The organism is Flavobacterium sp. CSZ (assembly GCF_015350725.1).
Lineage (GTDB): Bacteria > Bacteroidota > Bacteroidia > Flavobacteriales > Flavobacteriaceae > Flavobacterium.
The window spans coordinates 119,490-140,540 of sequence record NZ_JADKPQ010000011.1; the positions used below are offsets into that span (position 1 = coordinate 119,490).

The following is a 21,051-nucleotide window of genomic DNA, read 5'->3' on the forward strand; positions in this document are numbered from 1 at the left end:
AAAATGTTAGATATAAAAGATTTTTCCATTTTTGAAAATCATTCAAATTTTGATTTTAAAGGATTTTTATTGAAGATTCTAAGTTATTGGAAATGGTTTTTAGCTAGTTTAATCATCGCTTTTACAATTGCATATCAGGTAAATATTCGAAAAGAGAAAATTTACGCTATGCAAACCATGGTTTCTATTAAAGAAGAAAGAAATCCATTTTTTACCTCAAATACCAGTTTAGTTTTTAATTGGGGAGGGGTTTCAGATCAGGTAAACGGAATTTCCACTATAATACAATCACGATCTCATAACGAATTGGTGGTTGAGAAGTTGCAGTTTTATATCGATTACCTTACACAAGGAAAATACAATTTGGTCGATTCTTACGGTGCTGTTCCTTTTTATGTCAATATAGACAAATCAAAAGGTCAATTAGCAAACACCTTGATTGGGATTAAATTCTTGAGTGCCAATGAATATGAAATTCGAATTCCTTTCGAGAATAATTCGGTTTCATTAATAACCTATTCTAATAATACTTATAGTAATACTGCTGTTCAGCCAACGGAATTTGTGAAAAAATATAAAGTTGGAGAACAGGTGTCTTTGCCTTTTTTAAACTGGAAATTGCAAATAAATGATAATCCGGGTCTGTATGTGGGCATCGAATATTTTGTGAAATTTAATGATTTTGATGGTACTGTGTCAGGTTACAGAGGAGTAAATGTTAGTTCTGATGATAAAGGTGGTTCAATACTGACATTATCAATGCAGGGAACAAATAAAGCCCGAATGGTCGAGTATTTGAATGCTACGGTAAAAATGTTAATCAAACTTCAGCTTGACGGAAAAAATCAGTTTGCTACTAATACTATTCGATTTATTGATAGTACTCTTGTTGCAATGGAATCGCAATTGAAAGAAACTGGAGGTGAGCTCAAATCTTTCAGAAAAGATAAAAATATTTACGAGATTGAAGGAGGAGGAGAAAAAGTTTCAGATAAAATCATGGATTTTGATGTCGAAAGAGATCAGGTTACAAGAAAAATTGCCTATTACAATTCTTTAAAATCATACTTAAATAATAGTGTCGATTACTCGAGATTACCCGCGCCTTCTGTGGCAGGAATAGAAGATCCTAATGTTGTTGTAAATGTTTCGAAACTTATTGCGCTCTCTACACAAAGGTCAGAAATGGCTTATGCGGTAAAAAGCGACAAGATCTTTAAAGATTTTGATAACCAAATGCAGGCTGTAAAAAATGTTCTGCTGGAAAATATAGCTTCTGCAAAAGGATCTTTAATGACAGATTTAGCAATGGTAAATGCTAAAATTGGTCAGGCCGAAAGCACTGTAAAAAGACTTCCGGAAGAGCAGCAGGAATTGTTGAAGATTCAAAGGAAATATGATTTAAGCGATAATATTTATACTGAATTTTTAAAGAAAAGAAATGAGGCTGAGATTGTAAAAGCATCAAATTTATCAGATCTTCATTTTATTGATCCGGCAAAAGATATTGGTGGAGGATTAATTGGGCCTAAAACTTCTGTAAATTATATTTTAGCTCTATTCTTAGGAATCTTAATACCTTTATTATTCATTTTCGGAATTTTTTTTATTAATAATTCAATCCAGAATACTGAAGATATTAGTAAATTAACTCAAATACCATTAATTGGAGTAATTGGAGTTAATAAAGATTCTTTGAATTTAGCAGTTTTTGATAAACCAAAGTCAGCACTTTCAGAAGCTTTTAGAACAATTCGCTCTTCATTGCAGTTTTTGTATAAAAAACAACAGGTAAGTGGTCCAAAAACATTGATGATCACTTCGTCTATAAGTGGAGAAGGAAAAACATTTTGTTCGATAAATATCGCTACAGTTTTCGCTTTAAGCGAAAAGAAAACGGTGATTATTGGTTTGGATTTAAGAAAACCAAGATTGGCAGACGAGTTTGGTTTGAAAAATCAAATAGGAGTTGTGAATTATTTAATTAAACAAAATAGTTTAGCTGAGATTATCAACTCTACACAAATTCCTAATCTTGATGTTATCCTTTCAGGGCCAATACCTCCAAATCCGTCAGAATTGATTTTGAGTGATGCAATGGGGGATTTAATTTTGGAGCTGAAACAACAATACGATTATATTATTTTGGACACGCCTCCTGTTGGGCTGGTGTCAGATGCGCTGGAGTTAGCGCAATATGCTGATGTTACGCTATATATAGTAAGACAAAATTATACTAAAAAAGACATGATAACGTTGCTAAATACCAGAGTACAGCGCGGGGAGCTTGCAAATGCTAGTATTATTTTAAATGGTTATGAGAATAAAGCGAAGTATGGCACGGCTTATGGTTATGGGTACGGTTATGGAGCTTATTCAAACGGTTATCATGATGAAGTAAATAAATCAAGCTTCTGGAAGGAAATTTTGAATAAATTCAAGAAAAAATAATTTGATATAATGAAAACATCAACTCAATATACAATTTTAATTACAGGCGGAGCGGGTTTTATTGGTTCGAATTTGTCCGAGTATTTTTTAGGATTGGGTCATAAAGTAGTTTGTCTTGATAATTTTTCTACAGGGCATCACCATAATTTGAAAGATTTTATAGATAATCCTAATTATAAATTAATCGAAGGTGATATTCGAAATATCGCAGATTGTAATTTAGCAGTCTATGGAGTTGATTATGTTTTGCATCAAGCTGCTTTAGGTTCTGTTCCAAGATCTATAAATGATCCAATTACGACAAATGATGTTAATGTTTCGGGTTTTTTAAATATGTTAGTGGCTGCTCGTGATGCAAAAGTAAAAAGATTTGTATACGCAGCAAGTTCTTCAACCTATGGAGATTCGCAAGGGTTACCAAAAGTAGAAGATGTTATTGGTAAGCCATTATCACCATATGCAATTACAAAATATGTGAACGAATTGTATGCTGAAATTTTCAGTAGAACTTATGGTTTGGAGACGATAGGTTTGCGCTATTTTAATGTTTTTGGACAAAAGCAGGATCCAAATGGAGCTTATGCTGCCGTAATTCCAAAGTTTGTTACACAACTAATGAATTATGAAAGTCCGGTTATTAACGGAGACGGAAATTATTCTCGCGATTTTACCTATATCGACAATGTAATTCAGATGAATGAACTGGCAATGACGAGTCAAAATCCGGAAGCCATAAATACAGTTTACAATACCGCATTTGGAGATCGCAATACATTAAACGATCTGGTAGGATACTTAAAAAAATATCTGTCTGAATTTGATGCTAAAATTGCTGATGTAGAAATTGTGTATGGAGAAAATAGAGTAGGTGATATTCCGCACTCACTGGCAAGTATCGATAAAGCAAAAACAATTTTAGGATATGATCCTAAATATTCATTGCAAGATGGGTTAAAAGAAGCGGTAAGCTGGTATTGGCAAAATTTAAAATAAAATAAGGATCAAGATAATAGTAAATTAAATGAAAATTACAAAAATTTGTTGCATTGGTGCAGGTTATGTTGGGGGTCCGACAATGGCAGTAATTGCTCAAAAATGCCCGCATATTCAAGTCACAGTTGTGGATTTGAACGAACAAAGAATCAAAGACTGGAACGATCCAAATACAGATAATATTCCGATTTATGAACCCGGACTTTCAGAAATAGTATCCGAAGCAAGAGGGAGAAATCTTTTCTTTTCGACAGAAGTAGAAAAAGCTATTGATGAGGCTCAGGTAATTTTTATATCGGTAAATACACCAACCAAAACATATGGAAAAGGAAAAGGTATGGCAGCCGATTTAAAATACATAGAACTTTGTGCAAGGCAAATTGCAAAAGTTGCCAAGCAGAATAAAATTGTTGTCGAAAAATCAACTTTACCAGTACGTACGGCTGAGGCGATAAAAAGTATTCTGGATAATACAGGAAATGGGGTACAGTTTCAAATCTTATCAAATCCGGAATTTTTAGCTGAAGGAACTGCGGTTACAGATTTATTAAATCCTGATAGAATTTTAATTGGTGGAGATACAACACCGGAAGGTGAAGAAGCGATTAATGCTTTAGTTGATGTTTATGCAAATTGGGTAAGTAAAGATAAAATCTTAACCACAAATGTTTGGTCTTCAGAATTGTCTAAATTAACAGCAAATGCATTTTTAGCACAACGTATTTCATCTATAAATGCAATGTCTGAACTATGTGAAAAGACAGGAGCTGATGTCAGCGAAGTCGCAAAAGCAATTGGAATGGATAGCAGGATTGGACCGAAATTTCTAAAAGCATCTGTTGGTTTTGGTGGTTCTTGTTTTCAAAAAGACATTTTGAATTTAGTTTACATTGCAAAATCATACGGATTAAATGAGGTGGCTGATTATTGGGAACAGGTAATTATAATGAATGATCATCAAAAAAGAAGATTTTCGAATAAAATAGTTCAGACTTTATACAATACAGTTGCTGATAAGAAAATTGCATTTTTGGGATGGGCTTTCAAAAAAGATACAAATGATACCAGAGAATCTGCTGCGATTTATGTTGCTGATGATCTTATTAATGAGCAGGCTAAAATTTCTGTTTATGATCCAAAGGTTTCAAGAAATAAAATGCTGAGCGATTTAGATTATTTAGAAACAAGAAGTGACGAAGCAAATAGTAAGGCCCTGTCAATATTTGATAATGCCTATGAAGCATGTAAAAGCGCTCACGCCATTGCGATTCTAACAGAATGGGATGAGTTTACAACTTATGATTGGCAAAAAATTTATGACTCGATGCACAAACCGGCATTTCTTTTTGACGGAAGAAATATTCTGGATGCAAAGCATTTGGAATCAATAGGTTTCATTTATAAAGCAATAGGTTCTTAGTTACAAAAGATATTGAGGTAAAATTTAATATGAAACGAATAAGGGAAGATTGGTTTAAAGTTTATTTCAATAAAAAGAAAAATGAAGAATTGGTATGTAGTATATACAAAACCCAAATGGGAGAAAAAAGTTGCCGAAAGACTCAATGAAATTGGAATTGAATGTTATTGTCCATTAATAATTCAAATCAAACAATGGACCGATAGAAAGAAGAAAATTGAGGTGCCGCTTTTTAACTCTTATGTTTTTGTGCAGTTAGAAGATACTGATCGAAATTCGGTCTTTCAGATCTCAGGTGTAGTCCGGTATTTGTTTTGGTTAGGAAAACCGGCTATTGTTCGTGATGAAGAAATTAACATCATAAAAACGAGTCTTGCAGCTCCAAATTTAAGTGATATTTCAGTGTCTTCGATTCAGGTTGGTGACCGTATCAAATTAGAATCCGGAGTTTTTAGCAATCAGGATGCAATAGTTCAGGAAATCTCAAATACTTATTATACGTTAGTTTTGGAATCTTTAGGGTGCGTCCTTAAAATAAAATATAAATAAAGTAGTTATATTGTGTAACTATTGGTATTAAACAGAAGGTAAGATTTCTCCAAATAGAAATTTTATTTTCTGTTTTTTTTATAAGGTGAATTTTTACATGCTGACCAATAGAGTGTTGCTGCATGTTATTGTTGTTTATTTGTTTGTTTTTTCTGTATTACGCGAAACCGTATTGAATAAATTGACTTAATATGCTATATTTGCCGAAAATGATTTTAGAGTATCTGTGTCAAATCTTTGTGACTCAGAATGGCGAAGCCGTGAATTTTTATGACTGAAATAGATAAAAAATATTACAAATTGAACGAAAACGTAAAAATAGCCATTGTTGGTTTAGGATATGTTGGCCTGCCTTTGGCTCGATTATTTGCTACTAAATATTCAGTTATTGGCTTTGATATTAATGAAGCACGAGTAGCTTCTTTAAAATCAGGTACAGATACAACATTAGAAGTTGATGATGCTACTTTGCAAGCTGTTTTAGTAGATAATCCTTCTGCTAAAAGGGGATTGTATTGCACAACATCCCTAAATGATATAGTCGATTGTAACTATTTTATAGTAACCGTTCCTACGCCGGTTGATAAAAATAACCGCCCTGATTTGACTCCTTTATATAAATCAAGTGAATCCGTTGGTAAAGTACTAAAAAAAGGAGATGTCGTAATTTACGAATCTACAGTTTATCCTGGTGTAACGGAAGAACAATGTGTTCCTGTTTTAGAGAAGATTTCAGGATTAAAATTTAATGAAGATTTTTATGCCGGGTATTCACCAGAAAGAATAAATCCCGGAGACAAAGAGCATACAGTCGAAAAAATTCTAAAAGTAACTTCTGGTTCAACACCTGAAATTGGCTTAAAAGTTGATGCTTTGTACAAATCGGTAATTACTGCCGGAACACATTTGGCACCAAGCATAAAAGTTGCAGAAGCAGCTAAGGTTATCGAGAATTCACAAAGAGATATCAATATAGCTTTTGTAAATGAGTTAGCCAAAATATTCAATTTAATGAATATTGATACGCAAGAAGTATTGGCAGCTGCATCAACAAAATGGAATTTTTTACCATTTAAACCGGGATTAGTAGGGGGACATTGCATTGGTGTTGATCCATACTATTTAGCACAAAGAGCTCAGGAATTTGGCTATCATCCCGAAATAATTTTAGCAGGTCGACGTTTGAATGACAGCATGGGAGAATACGTTGCTTCTCAAATAGTAAAATTGATGATCAAAAAAGGAATTTCAGTAAACGGAGCAAATCTTCTAATGTTGGGGATTACTTTCAAGGAAAATTGTCCGGATGTTCGCAATACAAAAATTGTAGATGTTGTAAAAGCATTAAAAGAATACGGAATATTAGTCACGATATTTGATCCGCTTGCTAATGCGAATGATGTAAAAAAAGAATATAATTTAATAACTATTAACAGTACTCCCGATAATAAATTTGATGCGATTGTTTTAGGAGTTGCACACGCAGAATTCTTAGAATTAAATTTTTCAGATTTGCAAAAAGAAAATAGTTTATTATATGATGTAAAAGGAGTTTTAGGCAGTATAGCTGATAATAGACTTTAATTTTTTAAATTATGAAAGTAGGAATAACTTTTAGTGCTTTTGATTTATTGCATGCCGGACATATTAAGATGTTAGAAGAAGCAAAGAGAGAATGTGATTATTTAATAGTGGGTTTGCAAACGGATCCCACACTTGATCGTCCTGACAAAAATAGTCCTTCGCAAACCGTAGTAGAAAGATATATACAACTTAAAGGTTGCAAATTTGTAGATGAAATTGTGCCTTATGCAACTGAACAAGATTTAGAAGATATTTTAAGATCCTTTAAAATAGATGTACGTATTATTGGTGATGAATATCGAGAAAAAAACTTTACAGGGCGCGCTTATTGTGAACAAAAAGGAATAGCACTTTATTTTAATGTTAGAGATCATCGATTTTCAAGTAGTAATCTTAGGAAAGAGGTTGCTGAAAAACAATTAAAAAAATAATAATATATGGGAGTGTCAATAACTCACGTTATTTTAACTGGTGGTGTAGGTAGCAGATTATGGCCGCTTTCAAGAAAAAGCCAGCCTAAGCAATATCTTGAGATATTTGAGAATAAATCTTTATTCGAGATGACGGTTGATCGTAACAGTCACTTAGTGAATAAGGTAATGGTTGTTGGAAATGTTGATAACCATCATTTAAGTGGTAAAGTGATGGATAAAACCAAAACTTGCTATGTGAATATAGTGGAAGCCACACCTCGCAATACTGCAGCTGCAATTGCTTTTGCTGCATTTGCGTCGAATCCTGATGATATATTAATTGTAACACCGTCAGATCATATTATTGATAAAATAGAAGATTATAACAAAGCAATTAATGAGGCTGTTTCAAAAGCTAAGGATGGTTTTATTGTAACTTTTGGAATTATACCTACCAAGCCAGAAACAGGATATGGTTATATCGAATCAAAAGGAGATGATGTAATTTCATTTCGTGAAAAACCAAACAAAACTACGGCAAAAGAGTTTATTGCCAGAGGTAATTTTTTATGGAATAGTGGAATGTTTTGTTTTAAAGCGAGTGTTCTTTTAGAAGAATTAAAACAATTTCAACCTGATGTTTATGAAAAATCCAAAGCTGTATGGGAAGCAAGTAAAGAAGGTTTTTTGGATTTAGATTTGTCATTAGAAATTCCATCAATTAGTATTGATTATGCTGTTATGGAACGCAGTAAAAAAATAAAAGTAGTGCCTGCAGCTTTTTCGTGGTCAGATTTAGGATCATTTGAGTCGGTTTATGATTATTTAGTTTTAAAAGGGCATCCGATAGACAAAAATGGAAATATGGTAATTGGTTCAGGTAAGCACACAACCTTTCTGGGATTAAAAAACACTATTTTTGTGTATACTGATACAGCAAATTTAATTTTGCAAAAAGAAAACTCACAAGATGTAAAGGATATTTATAATGAGTTGGAAAAAATAAATTCAGAATTATTAAATTAATTGAAATTTAAGATGAATAAAATTCTTATAACTGGAGGAGCTGGTTTTATTGGTTCACATGTAGTAAGACGTTTCGTAAAGAAATATCCTGAGTATCAAATCTTCAATCTTGATGCATTAACTTATGCTGGTAATTTGGAAAATATAAAGGATATCGAAAATCAACCTAACTATAATTTTATAAAAGGTGATATTGTGGATGAGGATTTTATCAATGAACTTTTTTCGCTCCATAATTTTGATGGTGTTTTGCATTTGGCAGCAGAATCCCACGTAGATCGTTCTATTGAAGATCCACTGGTATTTATTAAGACAAATGTTATTGGAACGATGAATTTATTGAATGCTGCCAAAAATCAATGGAAAGATAATTATGGGGGTAAACGGTTTTATCATATAAGTACTGATGAGGTTTATGGTTCTTTAGGAAGTGAAGGTCTTTTTACCGAAACAACTCGTTATAATCCAAATTCACCTTATTCAGCTTCTAAGGCAAGTTCAGATCATTTTGTAAGGGCTTATGGTGAGACTTACGGGTTACCTTATGTTTTGACAAATTGTTCTAATAACTATGGCTCTTATCATTTTCCTGAAAAATTAATTCCGCTTTTTATTAATAATATTTTGAATAACAAGCCATTGCCTGTTTATGGAGATGGTAATTATACTCGTGATTGGCTATTTGTCGAAGACCATGCAATTGCAATAGATTTAGTTTTTCATGAAGGAAAGAATCACAAAACCTACAATATTGGTGGATTTAATGAATGGAAGAATATTGATTTAATAAAATTGTTATGTACTATTATGGATCAAAAGCTGGGGCGGGCAGAAGGTAAATCTCAAGAGTTGATTACCTATGTAAAGGATCGACCAGGACATGATTTGCGTTATGCAATAGATGCTTCTGAAATTAATAAAGACTTGGGGTGGAAACCTTCAGTAACTTTTGAAGAAGGTCTTGAAAGGACAATAGATTGGTATCTAAGTAATGTAGAATGGTTAGAAAATGTAACATCAGGCATTTATAAAGATTATTATAAAAAACAGTATTCCTAAAAAAAATAAATAGTTTTATTTAAACAAGACTATAGATAAAATTATAATTTCATATGAAAAAAATAACTTACGTTCTTACGCTAATTGTGATTTCACTACTATCATTTAATGCAAATGCTCAGGACATACTTAAATCGAGAGATCTAAGTAGCGTACAAGTTGATTATTTGTCGGAGGATGATCTCGCTAAAATTAGCACTCAATTAAAAAGCAATAATGCGTCAATTGATGATGTTGAGCCAATGGCTTTGTCTAAAGGGATGACTCAAAGTGAATTTAATAAACTTAGAATTAAACTTCTTGAGTTTGATAAAAAAAACTCTGATAAAGATGTAAAAGATAAAAATAATAATTCAAAAACTGGAACTAAAAATTCTGAATTTGGAAGAAGACAGGAAATAGTTAAAAATGATAAAGTAAAAGATTCTATTAATTCTTTAATTTTTGGTTCTGAATTATTTGATAATCCTACTTTAAATTTTGAGCCTGATTTAAAATTAGCGACTCCTATGAATTATGTTTTGGGACCAGGTGATGAATTACAGATAAGTGTATATGGAGTTCAGGAATATAATGCTAATATCCCGGTTAGTGTAGAAGGAAAAGTAAATATTGATAATGTCGGACAAATTTCTGTTTCAGGAATGTCAATTGAAGCCGCAACTCAAAAAATTAAAGCAGCAATTGCCAGAGTTTATAGTACAGTTCGTTCTGGACAATCACAGGTAAGTATAAGCTTAAGTCAAATACGTACTATTAAAGTCACTATTGTCGGCGGAAAGCAACCTGGTAACTATTCAGTTTCTTCTTTAGCTACAGTATATAATGCTTTACATTTGGCCGGTGGACCCGGGAAAAATGGGAGCTACAGAAGTATAGAATTAATCAGAAATAATAAAGTCTATAAAAGTATTGATATATATAGATTTTTGGTTAAAGGAGATCAATCTGATAATGTAAGTTTGAAGGATAATGATGTTATTCGAATTCCTGCATATAGTCAACGAGTTACAGTTCAAGGAGAGGTAAAACGTTCCGGAATTTTTGAAATGAAAAAAGGAGAAAAATTTTCTGATCTGCTGAATTTTGCATCTGGTTTTAATGAATTTGCCTATACTGCATCAGTAAATGTAACGCAGAAAACAGGAAAAGAATTTAAAGTACATGATATAAATGAAAGTGAGTATAATACATATTTACCACAATCTGGTGATGTATTTAGAGTGACTAAAATTTTAAACCGATTTGAAAATCGTATTAAAATTGAAGGTGCTGTTTTTAGACCGGACTATTATTCTTATAATGAAGGAATGAGAATTTCTGATCTTATTACAAGATCCGAAGGATTAAAAGAAGACGCTTATACAAAAAGAGCAAGGATTATTCGATTAAAAAAAGATTTAACTACAGAAATTGTAAATGTAGATTTAAGTGCTGCATTATCAGGAGATTTGAATTCGGATATAGAATTGAAAAGAGAAGATATTGTGACAGTTTATTCTATTTTGGATTTCAGAGAAGAATATAAAGTAACTATTGATGGAGAAGTTAAAAATCCTGGAATTTATGAGTATTTCGAGAATTTAACTTTAAATGATCTAGTCGTTCAAGTTGGTGGCTTAACAGGTTCAGCATCTAAAAGGGTTGAAATTGCTAGAATGGTAAAGTCTGATGTAGTAAATGATGCAGATCCCAAGCGCATTGAATTGATGGAGATTGAAATTACTTCAGATAGCAACGAACAACTTAAAAATTTTGTACTAAAACCGTTTGATGTTATCAATATTCGCAAAATGGCAATTTACGAAAAACCAGAGATGGTAAAAGTGAGCGGGGCTGTAACATATCCAGGAAAATATGTTCTGGCAAATAAAAAGGAGTCTGTATACAATATTGTTATGAGGGCCGGAGGATTAAGCTCTATTGCAAATTTAGATGGCATGAGAATCAAAAGACCTGTAAAAGAAGAACAGATTCAAGAATTAGAAAGTGTAGATCTTAATTTAGATAAAAAATTAGGTTCAGAACAACAATTAGGTTCGAAGGGAAATGATACTCTCAATTCTAAACTATCTAAAAAATTAAGAGATCAAGTGAAATTTGCTGTTATTCCGATCAACTGGGAGAAAATTGTAAAAGATAAAAATCATTATTCAAACGTTACTTTATTTCCCGGGGATGAAATTGAAGTTGCGATCTTTAATGAGGGGGTTAAAGTTGCCGGAAACGTATTGCTGACATCGGAAATACCTTATAGAAAAGGAAAAGGATTTAAATATTATATTAATGCTGTTGGAGGGGTAGACAATAAGGGCTGGAAGAAAAAGGCATATATTATCTATCCAAATGGTAATGCTTCCGTTACAAGTTCTTTCCTATTTTTTAGAGCTTATCCTTCAGTAACGCCAGGTTCTCAAATAGTGGTTCCTGAAAAGCCAGAATCGAAAAAAATGAGTACGGGAGAATGGGTTAGTATTGGTAGCGTGATAACCAGTCTGGCATTATTGATTGTAACTGCTTTTAAATAATTATTTAATGGAGAATAAAAATACTGAAAATGACGAAATTTCGTTTAAAGAATTTCTTGAAACAATAAAAGAATGGTTTGATTATTTAATTTCAAGCTGGAAAATTATTTTAATATTTGGTGTCATAGGAGCTTTTCTTGGCTTTTCATATTCTTTTGTTAAAAAACCTGTGTATATAGCTACATTGTCTTTTGCAATTGAAGATGAAAAATCAGGAGGAGGATTAGGTAGTGCATTAGGATTAGCAAGTACGCTTGGTCTGGATATTGGAGGTAGCGGTGGTAGTATTTTTACAGGTTCAAATTTAACAGAATTATTTAAATCTCGTAAAATGGTAGAGCAAACATTGTTGAGTCCTGTTAAAGTAAAGGGAAAAGTGATTTCACTGGCTGAAATGTATATAGAAAATAATAATTGGAGAGAAAGGTGGAATAATAATAGTCTATTTAAAAATTTACAGTTTCTTCCCAATAATGATCGACGAAATTTTACAAGAGTACATGATAGTATATTAGGTAATATTTATGAAAATTTAGCAAAGGGTGATTTAGATGTTGATCAGAAGGATAAAAAAATTTCTATCATTACAATGCAGGTTTTATCTAAAAATGAATTATTTGCAAAATATTTCTGCGAGGCTTTGGCAAAGCAAGTTGGTAAGTTTTACATTGAAACTAAAAGCAAAAAGTCTCGAATCAATATGGATATTCTTGAAAGGCAGACCGATTCTATTCGAAAAGAGCTTAATGATGCGATTACCGGTGTAGCTGTTGCAAATGATAATATTTTCAATTTAAATCCTGCTTTAAATGTTAGACGAGCGCCATCATCAAAAAAACAAGTTGACGTCCAGGCAAATATTGCAATCTTAACAGAATTAGTAAAACAAGCAGAATTAGCCAAGGTTACTTTGCGCAAAGAAACTCCTTTAATTCAGATAATTGACAAACCAATTTTACCTCTGAAAAAGGACCAGATAGGAAAATTTAAAGGGATTTTGATTGGGGCATTTCTTTTTACATTTCTAGCTGCTTTAGTTCTTGTTATAAAAAAATATATTAGGGAATCCTTGAATTCCTAGTTGATTTACTAATTATTTTTTGATTTAATTTAATGTTTGATAACTACTATTTATGAAGATTAAGAATTTAATAATATTTGGAACTAGACCGGAAGCTATTAAAATGGCTCCTTTGGTAAAAGAATTTCAAAAAAATAAAATTGATTTTGAATCCAAAGTTTGTGTAACAGCACAACATCGAGAAATGTTAGACCAAGTGTTGGATTTTTTTGAAATTGTTCCTGATTATGACCTAAATTTAATGAAAGCTAATCAAGATTTATTTTCTTTAACAGCTGATATTATTACCGAATTAAAAGCTATCTTAGAAGATTTTAAACCAGATTACGTTTATGTTCATGGCGATACAACCACAACAATGGCTGCCAGTATAGCGGCATTTTATTCAGGAGCAAAAGTTTGCCATGTAGAAGCTGGATTACGTACTTATGATAAACGTTCTCCATTTCCTGAAGAAATTAATAGACAAGTTACTGGACGAATTGCTGATTTTCATTTTGCGCCTACAAATGCTTCAAAAGAAAATTTATTGGCAGAGAATGTTAGTCAGGATAGTATATTAGTTACAGGAAATACTGTAATAGATGCATTATTAGAAAGTGTGGTAATTGTTGATTCAATAGATAACCAGGAAGTTGATTTTTTAAAGTCAATTGTCGATTCATCTAAAAAGCTAATCTTAGTAACCGGTCACCGACGCGAAAATCATGGAAAGGGCTTTGTAGATATTTGTGAAGCTTTAAGAGAAATTGCAATGCAGCATCCAGATGTTCAAATTGTCTATCCAGTGCATTTAAATCCTAATGTAAAAAAACCTGTATACGAGATTTTATCAAATATTTCTAATATAAAATTAATTACTCCTTTGGCTTATCCAGCATTTGTTTGGTTAATGAAAAAATCCTATTTGATTATTACTGATTCTGGCGGAGTACAAGAAGAGGCACCTAGTTTAGGTAAACCTGTTTTAGTAATGAGAAATACTACAGAAAGACCAGAAGCTGTCGATGCAGGAACTGTAATTTTAGTTGGTACTGATAAACAAAGAATAATTTCTGAAACAAATGATTTACTAGTCAACCTCGATCGTTATCAGCATATGAGTGCTTTGCATAATCCATATGGAGATGGTAATGCATGCAAACGAATAGTTGAATTCATACGTACAAATTAAAATGGGTGAAATTCCTTCTAGTCGTCTTGGCAATAATCTTTTTAAAGAAACCTTAATTTATTCAATAGGAAGTTTTGGATCGAAAGTTCTCTCTTTTTTACTTCTTCCTCTCTATACATTTTTTTTGACAAAAAAAGATTTAGGTGAGTACGATATATTCATAACAACAATCACATTATTTGTTCCTCTGGTTTCTTTACAGATATCTGATGCGGCTTATCGTTGGTTGATTGATAAAGATAAAGAAAATGAGTATCTAAAAAAGCAAATAATAACTAATACGATGCTTGCATTTGGTGCAGGATTTTTGTTGTTTTCTGGATTTCTGTTAATTTACTCTGAGTTGGAAACGTTTCGATACAAAGGTTATTTTTTTTCTTTAATGTTCCTGAATTGCTTGCTGCCGATATTGCAAAGTATTTTAAGAGGAGAAGGACATACTAAAAAGTTTGCTGTTAATGGCCTTTTGACTACATTTTTAGTAATTGTTTTTAATGTGTTGTTTATATATGTGTTCCACTTTAAAGTTGAAGGAATTTTACTTGCTAATGTAATAGCATATACAATAGCCTGCGTACTGATTTTATTTCAAATTAATATATTTAAATATTTTTCTTTTCAAGCTTCAAATAAAGAATTATTGAAAGAAATGTGCCATTATTCGCTACCTCTTATTCCTAATTTAATGAGTTGGTGGGTAATAGGCTCAGCAAGTAAATTTATTATTTTGCATTACTTAGGTGCAGAAGCAAACGGAATTTATGCAATCTCTTCAAGATTTCCGTCTATTATTGTGATAGTAAATTCCATCTTTGTGTTACCTATTCAAGATGGCTTTCTTAAAAAAGACATTAAGATTGAAGATTTTAGTAACTTATTGGTTTATTTTTTCAAAATAGAATTTAGTATTATTGTGATCCTTATCGTTGGAGCACCTATTTACACAAAGTACATTGTTAACTCAGAGTTTTACGAATCTTGGAGATTTATGCCTTTTTTATATTTGGGTGTTGGATTTAATACAGTGGCCGCACTAATAAGTCTTATTTATCAGAAAAGCAGGGCAACTGCAAAAATAACTTTTACAACAATAATTGGAGGAGCTGTATCTATTGGTTTGTGCTTTTTATTGGTTAGTAGATGGGGTTTGTATGGTATATCTATTTCGTACTTTTCTGGCTTTTTTATAATATACTTGTTGAGATATTTTGATTTGAAAAAAGAATTGAATCTTAAAATAAATATATTTTACTGTATAATTGCTTTATTTAGTATAATAGCATTGATTTTTTTAATGAATATTTTAATATTTCGATACCAATTAATTTTGTTTTTTATAGTATTAGGCTTAATTATATACCTCAATAAAAATTTAATGTTAAGATATCTAAGAAAATGATTATAGGAAAAATTATAAAATTTATTGAAGCTATCAAATTGAAACGATTAATTAGGAAGCTAAATGTAAGCGGTAGTAATAATAATATCAGTTCTTCTATAGTAATCTATTATCCTGAACGTGTGTCTTTAGGGGATTATATTTATATTGGTCCCAATGCTGAAATTAATGGATTAGGAGGGGTTGAAATAATGAATGGTGTAATTATTGGTCCAAATTTAGTTCTTCACTCTGCAAATCATACGTTTAAAAATTCTAAGTATATTCCATATGATGAAACTTTTGATTTTAGAAAAGTAACAATTGGAGAAAATGTTTGGATAGGTGGAAATGTCATAATAACTCCAGGTAGCGATATTGGTGAGGGGTGTATCGTGGGTGCAGGATGTGTGATTTCAGGAACAATTCTTCCACTTTCAATAGTTGTTGGTAATCCATGTAGGGTTATAAAAAGTAGAGATTCTGAGCATTATTATAAACTTAAGAAAGAAAATAAAATTTATCTTAAAGAAAAGTTGGAAAAGAATCTTAAGCCTGAAATAAATCTGAATTATAAGGAATGAAGGAATAATTTTGATTTAGTTCTTTAAGAAAAGATACTAAATAGAATGAAAGTGTTACTAGTTAATTTTACTAGATAAAGAATTAAATAAATATAACCATTTTATTATTTTGAAATGTATGATCTAAAATTACGTTTGATTGCAGTTTTAATATTTTGTTCTTTTTTTTACTCGTCTTGCTCAAAAGATAATGACGATTTATTGAATATAAAACCTATTGTACATTTTGATACTACTACAGGGGTAAAAGATATAGATACTACTAAAGAATACGATGTAGTTGTGTATGGTGGGACAGTTTCCGGTATAATGGCTGCTGCAGAGGTTATAAAATCTGGAAAAAGTGTTTTGCTTATTAAACCTTCAAATACGGCTTTAGGGGGTATGACTGCAAATGGGCTTGGGGCAACTGATATTCTGAATAACTCTATATTGGGAGGGTTTACAAGAGATTTTTATAAATCCATAAAAGGCTACTACAGTAACTCTAATAGTTGGTTTGGCGGTAACTCAGGAGGATATGCAAGATACACATATGATGGAGATGTCATGATTTGGTTTGAACCCAAAGCAGCTCAATATGTTTTGCGAGACTTTATCATCAATAATGCTATTCCAATTTTACATAACGAAAGACTTGATTTAGATAAGGGAGTTAATAAAAATGACTTGAATGCTATTACTTCCATTAAAATGGAATCGGGTTTAAAAATAAAAGGGAAAATGTTCATCGACGCAACCTACGAAGGCGATCTTATGGCTAAAACGGGTGTTTCCTATACAATTGGCAGAGAAAGCAACAGCCAATATAATGAACGTACTAGTGGTGTCCAAAGAATAGTGAATAACGACAGAAATCAATTGCCTGACGGAATAAAACATTTTGGTACAGAGTTTCCTTTAAACTTGCCTGGTAACGGTACGGGTGATAAAAAAATACAAGCCTATTGTTATAGAATGTGCCTAACCAACGAGAGCCGAAATAGAATACAAATTGAAAAGCCTGTTGATTATAATGAAGATGATTATAATATACTTTTCGAATATCTTAAAACCTATGAGGGAAGTACTTTTTTTGATTTAGTACCAATGCCAAATTATAAAACGGACTCAAATAATTCTGGACCGATTTCGACTGATTATGTAGGTAAAAATTATAAGTACCCTGATGCAAATTATGCTGAAAGAGAAATGATAATTGCTGATCACAAACGCTATCAGATAGGACTTTTATGGACTTTAGCAAATCATCCGAAAGTTCCCGCCAGAATTCGCGATTTTTATAAAGAATGGGGATTACCAAAAGATGAATTTGTAGACACTGGCAATTGGCCAAATCAATTGTATATTAGAGAAGGGCGTAGAATGATAAGTGAATACGTTATGACAGAGAGAAATTGTACAGGTCAAATTGTTGCTGAAAGGCCTGTGGCATTTGGAGATTATGCGATGGATTCACATATAGTTCAACGTTATGTAGATAATAATGGAAATATTAAGAATGAGGGGCAATTTATGGCTAGAACTCCTAAGCCATATCCAATTGATTATCGTTCGATTGTGCCAAAAAAAGCACAATGCATAAACCTATTTGTTCCTGTTTGTTTGTCGGCATCTCGCACTGCATATAGTTCTATTAGAATGGAACCTGTGTATATGTCTCTGGGACAAGCTGCTGGTGCGGCCGCAGTATTGGCAATAGAGAATGGAACAACTGTGCAGGATTTACCTTATGATATTTTAAGGAGTATATTACTGGAAAAGAAGATGGTATTATAATAAAAAAAAATGACAAAACTTACTATAAAAGGAGCTTACGGAGAAACTAATTTTGGAGATGATTTGTTAATGTGTGTATTTGAAAACTACTTTTTAAAAGAGTTTGATGATTTACAGTTAAATTTTGTAGGAGAAGAGAATAATTATGCCAATAAGCTTTTAATAAGCAGTACTTATTTGAAACCTAATTTTCAACCTGATTGGGAAGTTTATGGAGGAGGGACTCAATTTTTTGCTTTTCAAAGTAGCTATAATACATCTTTAATTCAAAAGATTGGTATAGCTTTTAGAAATCCTGGACTTGTAAAAAAAAAACTAAGTGATGTTTTTTTTAAAAACTGTATAAATCCTGGTAAGATCGCATTCATCGGTTTTGGAATTGGCCCTTTTTATGAAAATCAGGAAGCAATAGCTAATGCAAAACAAAAGATTGCTATGGCTGATTTTGTTGGGGTAAGAGATGAAATTTCATATCAATATTGTGCAGGTTGGAATATTCCTGCAACCTTAGGAGCAGATGTTGTTTTTTCTTCTTATTTTGAAAAACCTACTTGCATTAAATCTGAAGGTTTTAACGAAAAAAGGAAAATTGGAATTATTGTTAGAGATTGGGACTGGGAAAAATCAGGAAATAATTATATCAATGTTTTAATTGAATTTTATAAAACATACTCGGATGCAGAATTGCAATTTATTGTTTTTGCACCATCCAAAGATAAAGAATGGATTGGAAAATTAAAGAATGAGAATTTTTTAGCTTGGGATCCGGAAAAATATTCGATTGAATCATTCTTGGAGGAATTAAATATATTTGACGGATTCATAACAGCACGTTATCATGGAGCGATTATAGCTTCTTTATTAAATAAACCTGTTGTTTGTGTTGAGATAGAACCAAAGTTGAGAATATTAACAGAACAAGTGAAAGAAATAAAACTTTGGGAGAAACCCTTTAATATGCAACATTTAATTAAATTGGTTGATGAATTGAACTTTGATGTTGATTATGAAACTTCTTTGAAAGATAGAAGAGCAAATGCAGATACTATGTTGTTAGAATTTAAAAAAATATTCGCCAAAAATTAATTATAAAATGAAAGCTTTTTTTTATCTGCCTAAAAGTGCCATGAATGAGGCAACAGAATACTATACGAGTTTAATCGTAAATGCATTTCATGATTATGAAGTAGTTATTTCTCAAGAGCCATTGGTAAGTGCAGATATTGATATTATTGTAACTATTCGCGGAGGAGATCAAAAATCGTTAAAATATAAAGAAAAAAAGAAAAAATATTTTTATATTAATTGGTTTCAAGGTATTGGACCAGAGGAGTATGAGTTGTTGCATAATTACACTTTAAAGTCTAAGATTGGAAAAGTTTATTTAAGCTATTTAGAGAAAAAATGCCTTAAAAAGACAGATTTATGTTTGTTTGTTTCTAATGAAATGAGACGTTTTTATGAAAATAAATATGCTTTAAAATTTGATAAAAAATCGATTGTCATACCATGTTATAATAAGAAATTAGATGAAACTTCTTTTTTATCTGAAAAAAAATATGAGAAACTCAGTTTTGTATATGCTGGAGCTTTGTATGGCTGGCAATGTATTGAAGAAAGTCTAGTAGTTTTTAAATATATATATGAGCACGACCAATCAGCTACATTAAGCTTGCTTACGGGGCAAAAAAATGAAGCTGATGCACTAATAAAGAAATATAGCTTAAAAAATGTGTCGGTTGATTTTGTTAAACTAGAAGAGTTACAAGATGAACTAGTGAAATATAAATATGGGTTTTTAATAAGAAAAGACGATCCAATTAATAATGTTGCAACGCCAACAAAAATGAATTCCTATCTTGCTGCCGGTATTATTCCCATATATACAGACGTTGTGAAGGATTTTGAGGAAAATATTGATTTAAAAAATTATTCGATTAAATGTCGACTTGAGGAGGAAGATTTACAAGAAGTTGCAAATAAAATTATCATTTTTGATAAAAAAAACATTTTTGTTGAAGATCTAAAAAATACTTATAGGCAAGTTTTTGAAAAATATTATTCAGATGATAAATATATTACTTTGATTAGCGAGAAATTAAAGAATATAAAGAAAAGCTAAAGTTAAATCTCTCTATTGTGTTCATTTACTTTAAAATTAAAAAATGCTAGTTTCGATCGGAATTCCAATATATAATGCAGGTCAATATCTTAAACAAGCTATTGATTCTGTATTGCAGCAATCTTTTGAAGATTTTGAATTACTTTTAGTAAATGATGGCTCTACAGATGGTTCTTTAGAAATTATGAAATCTTATAATGATCCCAGAATTAAAATTATTAACGATGGCATTAATAAAGGATTAATTTTTAGACTGAATGAGATGATTCATCTCTCAAAGGGCATGTATTTTGCCAGAATGGATGCTGATGATATAATGTTTCCTGACAGAATAGAAAGGCAATTAGAAGTATTAAAACAGAACTTTGAAATTGATATAGTTTTCGGTGATGCTGTAAGTATCGATAAAGATAACCACATTTTAGGGTTTAAAAAATCTGCAGAAATAAAAATCCAAGACGATATCCTCAAAGGAATTTGTCCGATACATCCAACAGTGATGGCAAAAAGAGAAGTGTTGTTAGGTAATCCATATAAAGATGGTTTTATACAAATGGAAGATTTGGAATTATGGTATCGTTTAATAACAAAATATCGCTTTCAAAATTTGAATCATCCTTTACTTTTTTATAGAGAAGACAGTAGTAATAATTCTCAAAAGCATTTAAAAATGATTAAAGGGAAGATCAAATTTGCTGAAACTTATCATGCAACAAAATTGCAAAAATCAAAATTAGTATTAGAATCTTATTTAAAATACACTGTTTATGTTTTTTTAGAAAAAATCAAAAAAGAGCATGTTTTGTTAAATAAGCGATTTCAGTATTTAACGATATCTGAAAAAGTAGATTTTAAAAAACAACTAGATTCAATTATAGGTGCCAGAGTTTAATTTATTATACTGTTTGAT

General features: G+C 31.4%; 17 protein-coding genes. All 17 read left to right on the forward strand.

Annotated elements, in window-relative coordinates:
- The first annotated feature begins 3 nt into the window (after positions 1 to 3).
- The 17 genes from IRZ78_RS14255 (at position 4) to IRZ78_RS14335 (ending at position 21,033) form a co-directional block, all read left to right on the forward strand.
- Positions 4 to 2,451 carry a tyrosine-protein kinase gene (locus IRZ78_RS14255; RefSeq protein ID WP_194617167.1) on the forward strand — a complete coding sequence of 816 codons (2,448 nt, stop codon included), beginning with the start codon at positions 4 to 6 and terminating at the stop codon, positions 2,449 to 2,451.
- A gap of 9 nt (positions 2,452 to 2,460) precedes the next feature.
- The gene (locus IRZ78_RS14260) at positions 2,461 to 3,444 is read left to right on the forward strand and encodes an SDR family oxidoreductase (RefSeq protein ID WP_194617168.1); all 984 of its coding nucleotides are present in this window, start codon (positions 2,461 to 2,463) and stop codon (positions 3,442 to 3,444) included.
- Between the two features lie 28 nt (positions 3,445 to 3,472).
- Positions 3,473 to 4,864, forward strand: coding sequence for a UDP-glucose 6-dehydrogenase (locus IRZ78_RS14265; protein ID WP_194617169.1), 1,392 nt, complete (start codon positions 3,473 to 3,475; stop codon positions 4,862 to 4,864).
- A gap of 81 nt (positions 4,865 to 4,945) precedes the next feature.
- Complete coding sequence (locus tag IRZ78_RS14270; RefSeq protein WP_194617170.1) at positions 4,946 to 5,413, forward strand: UpxY family transcription antiterminator; 468 nt, start codon at positions 4,946 to 4,948, stop codon at positions 5,411 to 5,413.
- Positions 5,414 to 5,713: 300 nt separating this feature from the next.
- Positions 5,714 to 6,997: a nucleotide sugar dehydrogenase gene (locus IRZ78_RS14275; RefSeq protein WP_305069341.1), complete on the forward strand. Its 1,284-nt coding sequence runs from the start codon at positions 5,714 to 5,716 to the stop codon at positions 6,995 to 6,997.
- Between the two features lie 11 nt (positions 6,998 to 7,008).
- Positions 7,009 to 7,428: an adenylyltransferase/cytidyltransferase family protein gene (locus IRZ78_RS14280; RefSeq protein ID WP_194617172.1), complete on the forward strand. Its 420-nt coding sequence runs from the start codon at positions 7,009 to 7,011 to the stop codon at positions 7,426 to 7,428.
- 6 nt (positions 7,429 to 7,434) lie between these two features.
- Positions 7,435 to 8,436 carry a mannose-1-phosphate guanylyltransferase gene (locus tag IRZ78_RS14285; RefSeq protein ID WP_194617173.1) on the forward strand — a complete coding sequence of 334 codons (1,002 nt, stop codon included), beginning with the start codon at positions 7,435 to 7,437 and terminating at the stop codon, positions 8,434 to 8,436.
- Between the two features lie 12 nt (positions 8,437 to 8,448).
- On the forward strand, positions 8,449 to 9,495 hold the full coding sequence (rfbB, locus tag IRZ78_RS14290) for a dTDP-glucose 4,6-dehydratase (RefSeq protein ID WP_194617174.1): 1,047 nt from the start codon (positions 8,449 to 8,451) through the stop codon (positions 9,493 to 9,495).
- 53 nt (positions 9,496 to 9,548) lie between these two features.
- A complete protein-coding gene (locus tag IRZ78_RS14295) occupies positions 9,549 to 12,023 on the forward strand; it encodes an SLBB domain-containing protein (RefSeq protein WP_194617175.1) in 2,475 nt (824 codons plus the stop codon).
- A 7-nt stretch (positions 12,024 to 12,030) separates the two neighbouring features.
- Entirely contained in the window at positions 12,031 to 13,104 is a 1,074-nt protein-coding gene (locus tag IRZ78_RS14300) for a lipopolysaccharide biosynthesis protein (RefSeq protein WP_194617176.1), read from the forward strand.
- Between the two features lie 52 nt (positions 13,105 to 13,156).
- A complete protein-coding gene (gene wecB, locus IRZ78_RS14305; protein WP_194617177.1) occupies positions 13,157 to 14,278 on the forward strand; it encodes a UDP-N-acetylglucosamine 2-epimerase (non-hydrolyzing) in 1,122 nt (373 codons plus the stop codon).
- A gap of 1 nt (position 14,279) precedes the next feature.
- A complete protein-coding gene (locus IRZ78_RS14310; protein WP_194617178.1) occupies positions 14,280 to 15,677 on the forward strand; it encodes a polysaccharide biosynthesis C-terminal domain-containing protein in 1,398 nt (465 codons plus the stop codon).
- Positions 15,674 to 16,240, forward strand: coding sequence for an acyltransferase (locus IRZ78_RS14315; RefSeq protein ID WP_194617179.1), 567 nt, complete (start codon positions 15,674 to 15,676; stop codon positions 16,238 to 16,240). The genes IRZ78_RS14310 and IRZ78_RS14315 overlap by 4 nt, the downstream gene beginning before the upstream one ends.
- A 114-nt stretch (positions 16,241 to 16,354) precedes the next feature.
- Positions 16,355 to 18,019: an FAD-dependent oxidoreductase gene (locus tag IRZ78_RS14320; RefSeq protein WP_194617180.1), complete on the forward strand. Its 1,665-nt coding sequence runs from the start codon at positions 16,355 to 16,357 to the stop codon at positions 18,017 to 18,019.
- A 9-nt stretch (positions 18,020 to 18,028) separates the two neighbouring features.
- On the forward strand, positions 18,029 to 19,105 hold the full coding sequence (locus IRZ78_RS14325) for a polysaccharide pyruvyl transferase family protein (RefSeq protein ID WP_194617181.1): 1,077 nt from the start codon (positions 18,029 to 18,031) through the stop codon (positions 19,103 to 19,105).
- Between the two features lie 7 nt (positions 19,106 to 19,112).
- Entirely contained in the window at positions 19,113 to 20,141 is a 1,029-nt protein-coding gene (locus IRZ78_RS14330) for a hypothetical protein (RefSeq protein WP_194617182.1), read from the forward strand.
- Positions 20,142 to 20,184: 43 nt separating this feature from the next.
- Entirely contained in the window at positions 20,185 to 21,033 is an 849-nt protein-coding gene (locus IRZ78_RS14335) for a glycosyltransferase (protein WP_194617183.1), read from the forward strand.
- Positions 21,034 to 21,051: the final 18 nt, after the last annotated feature.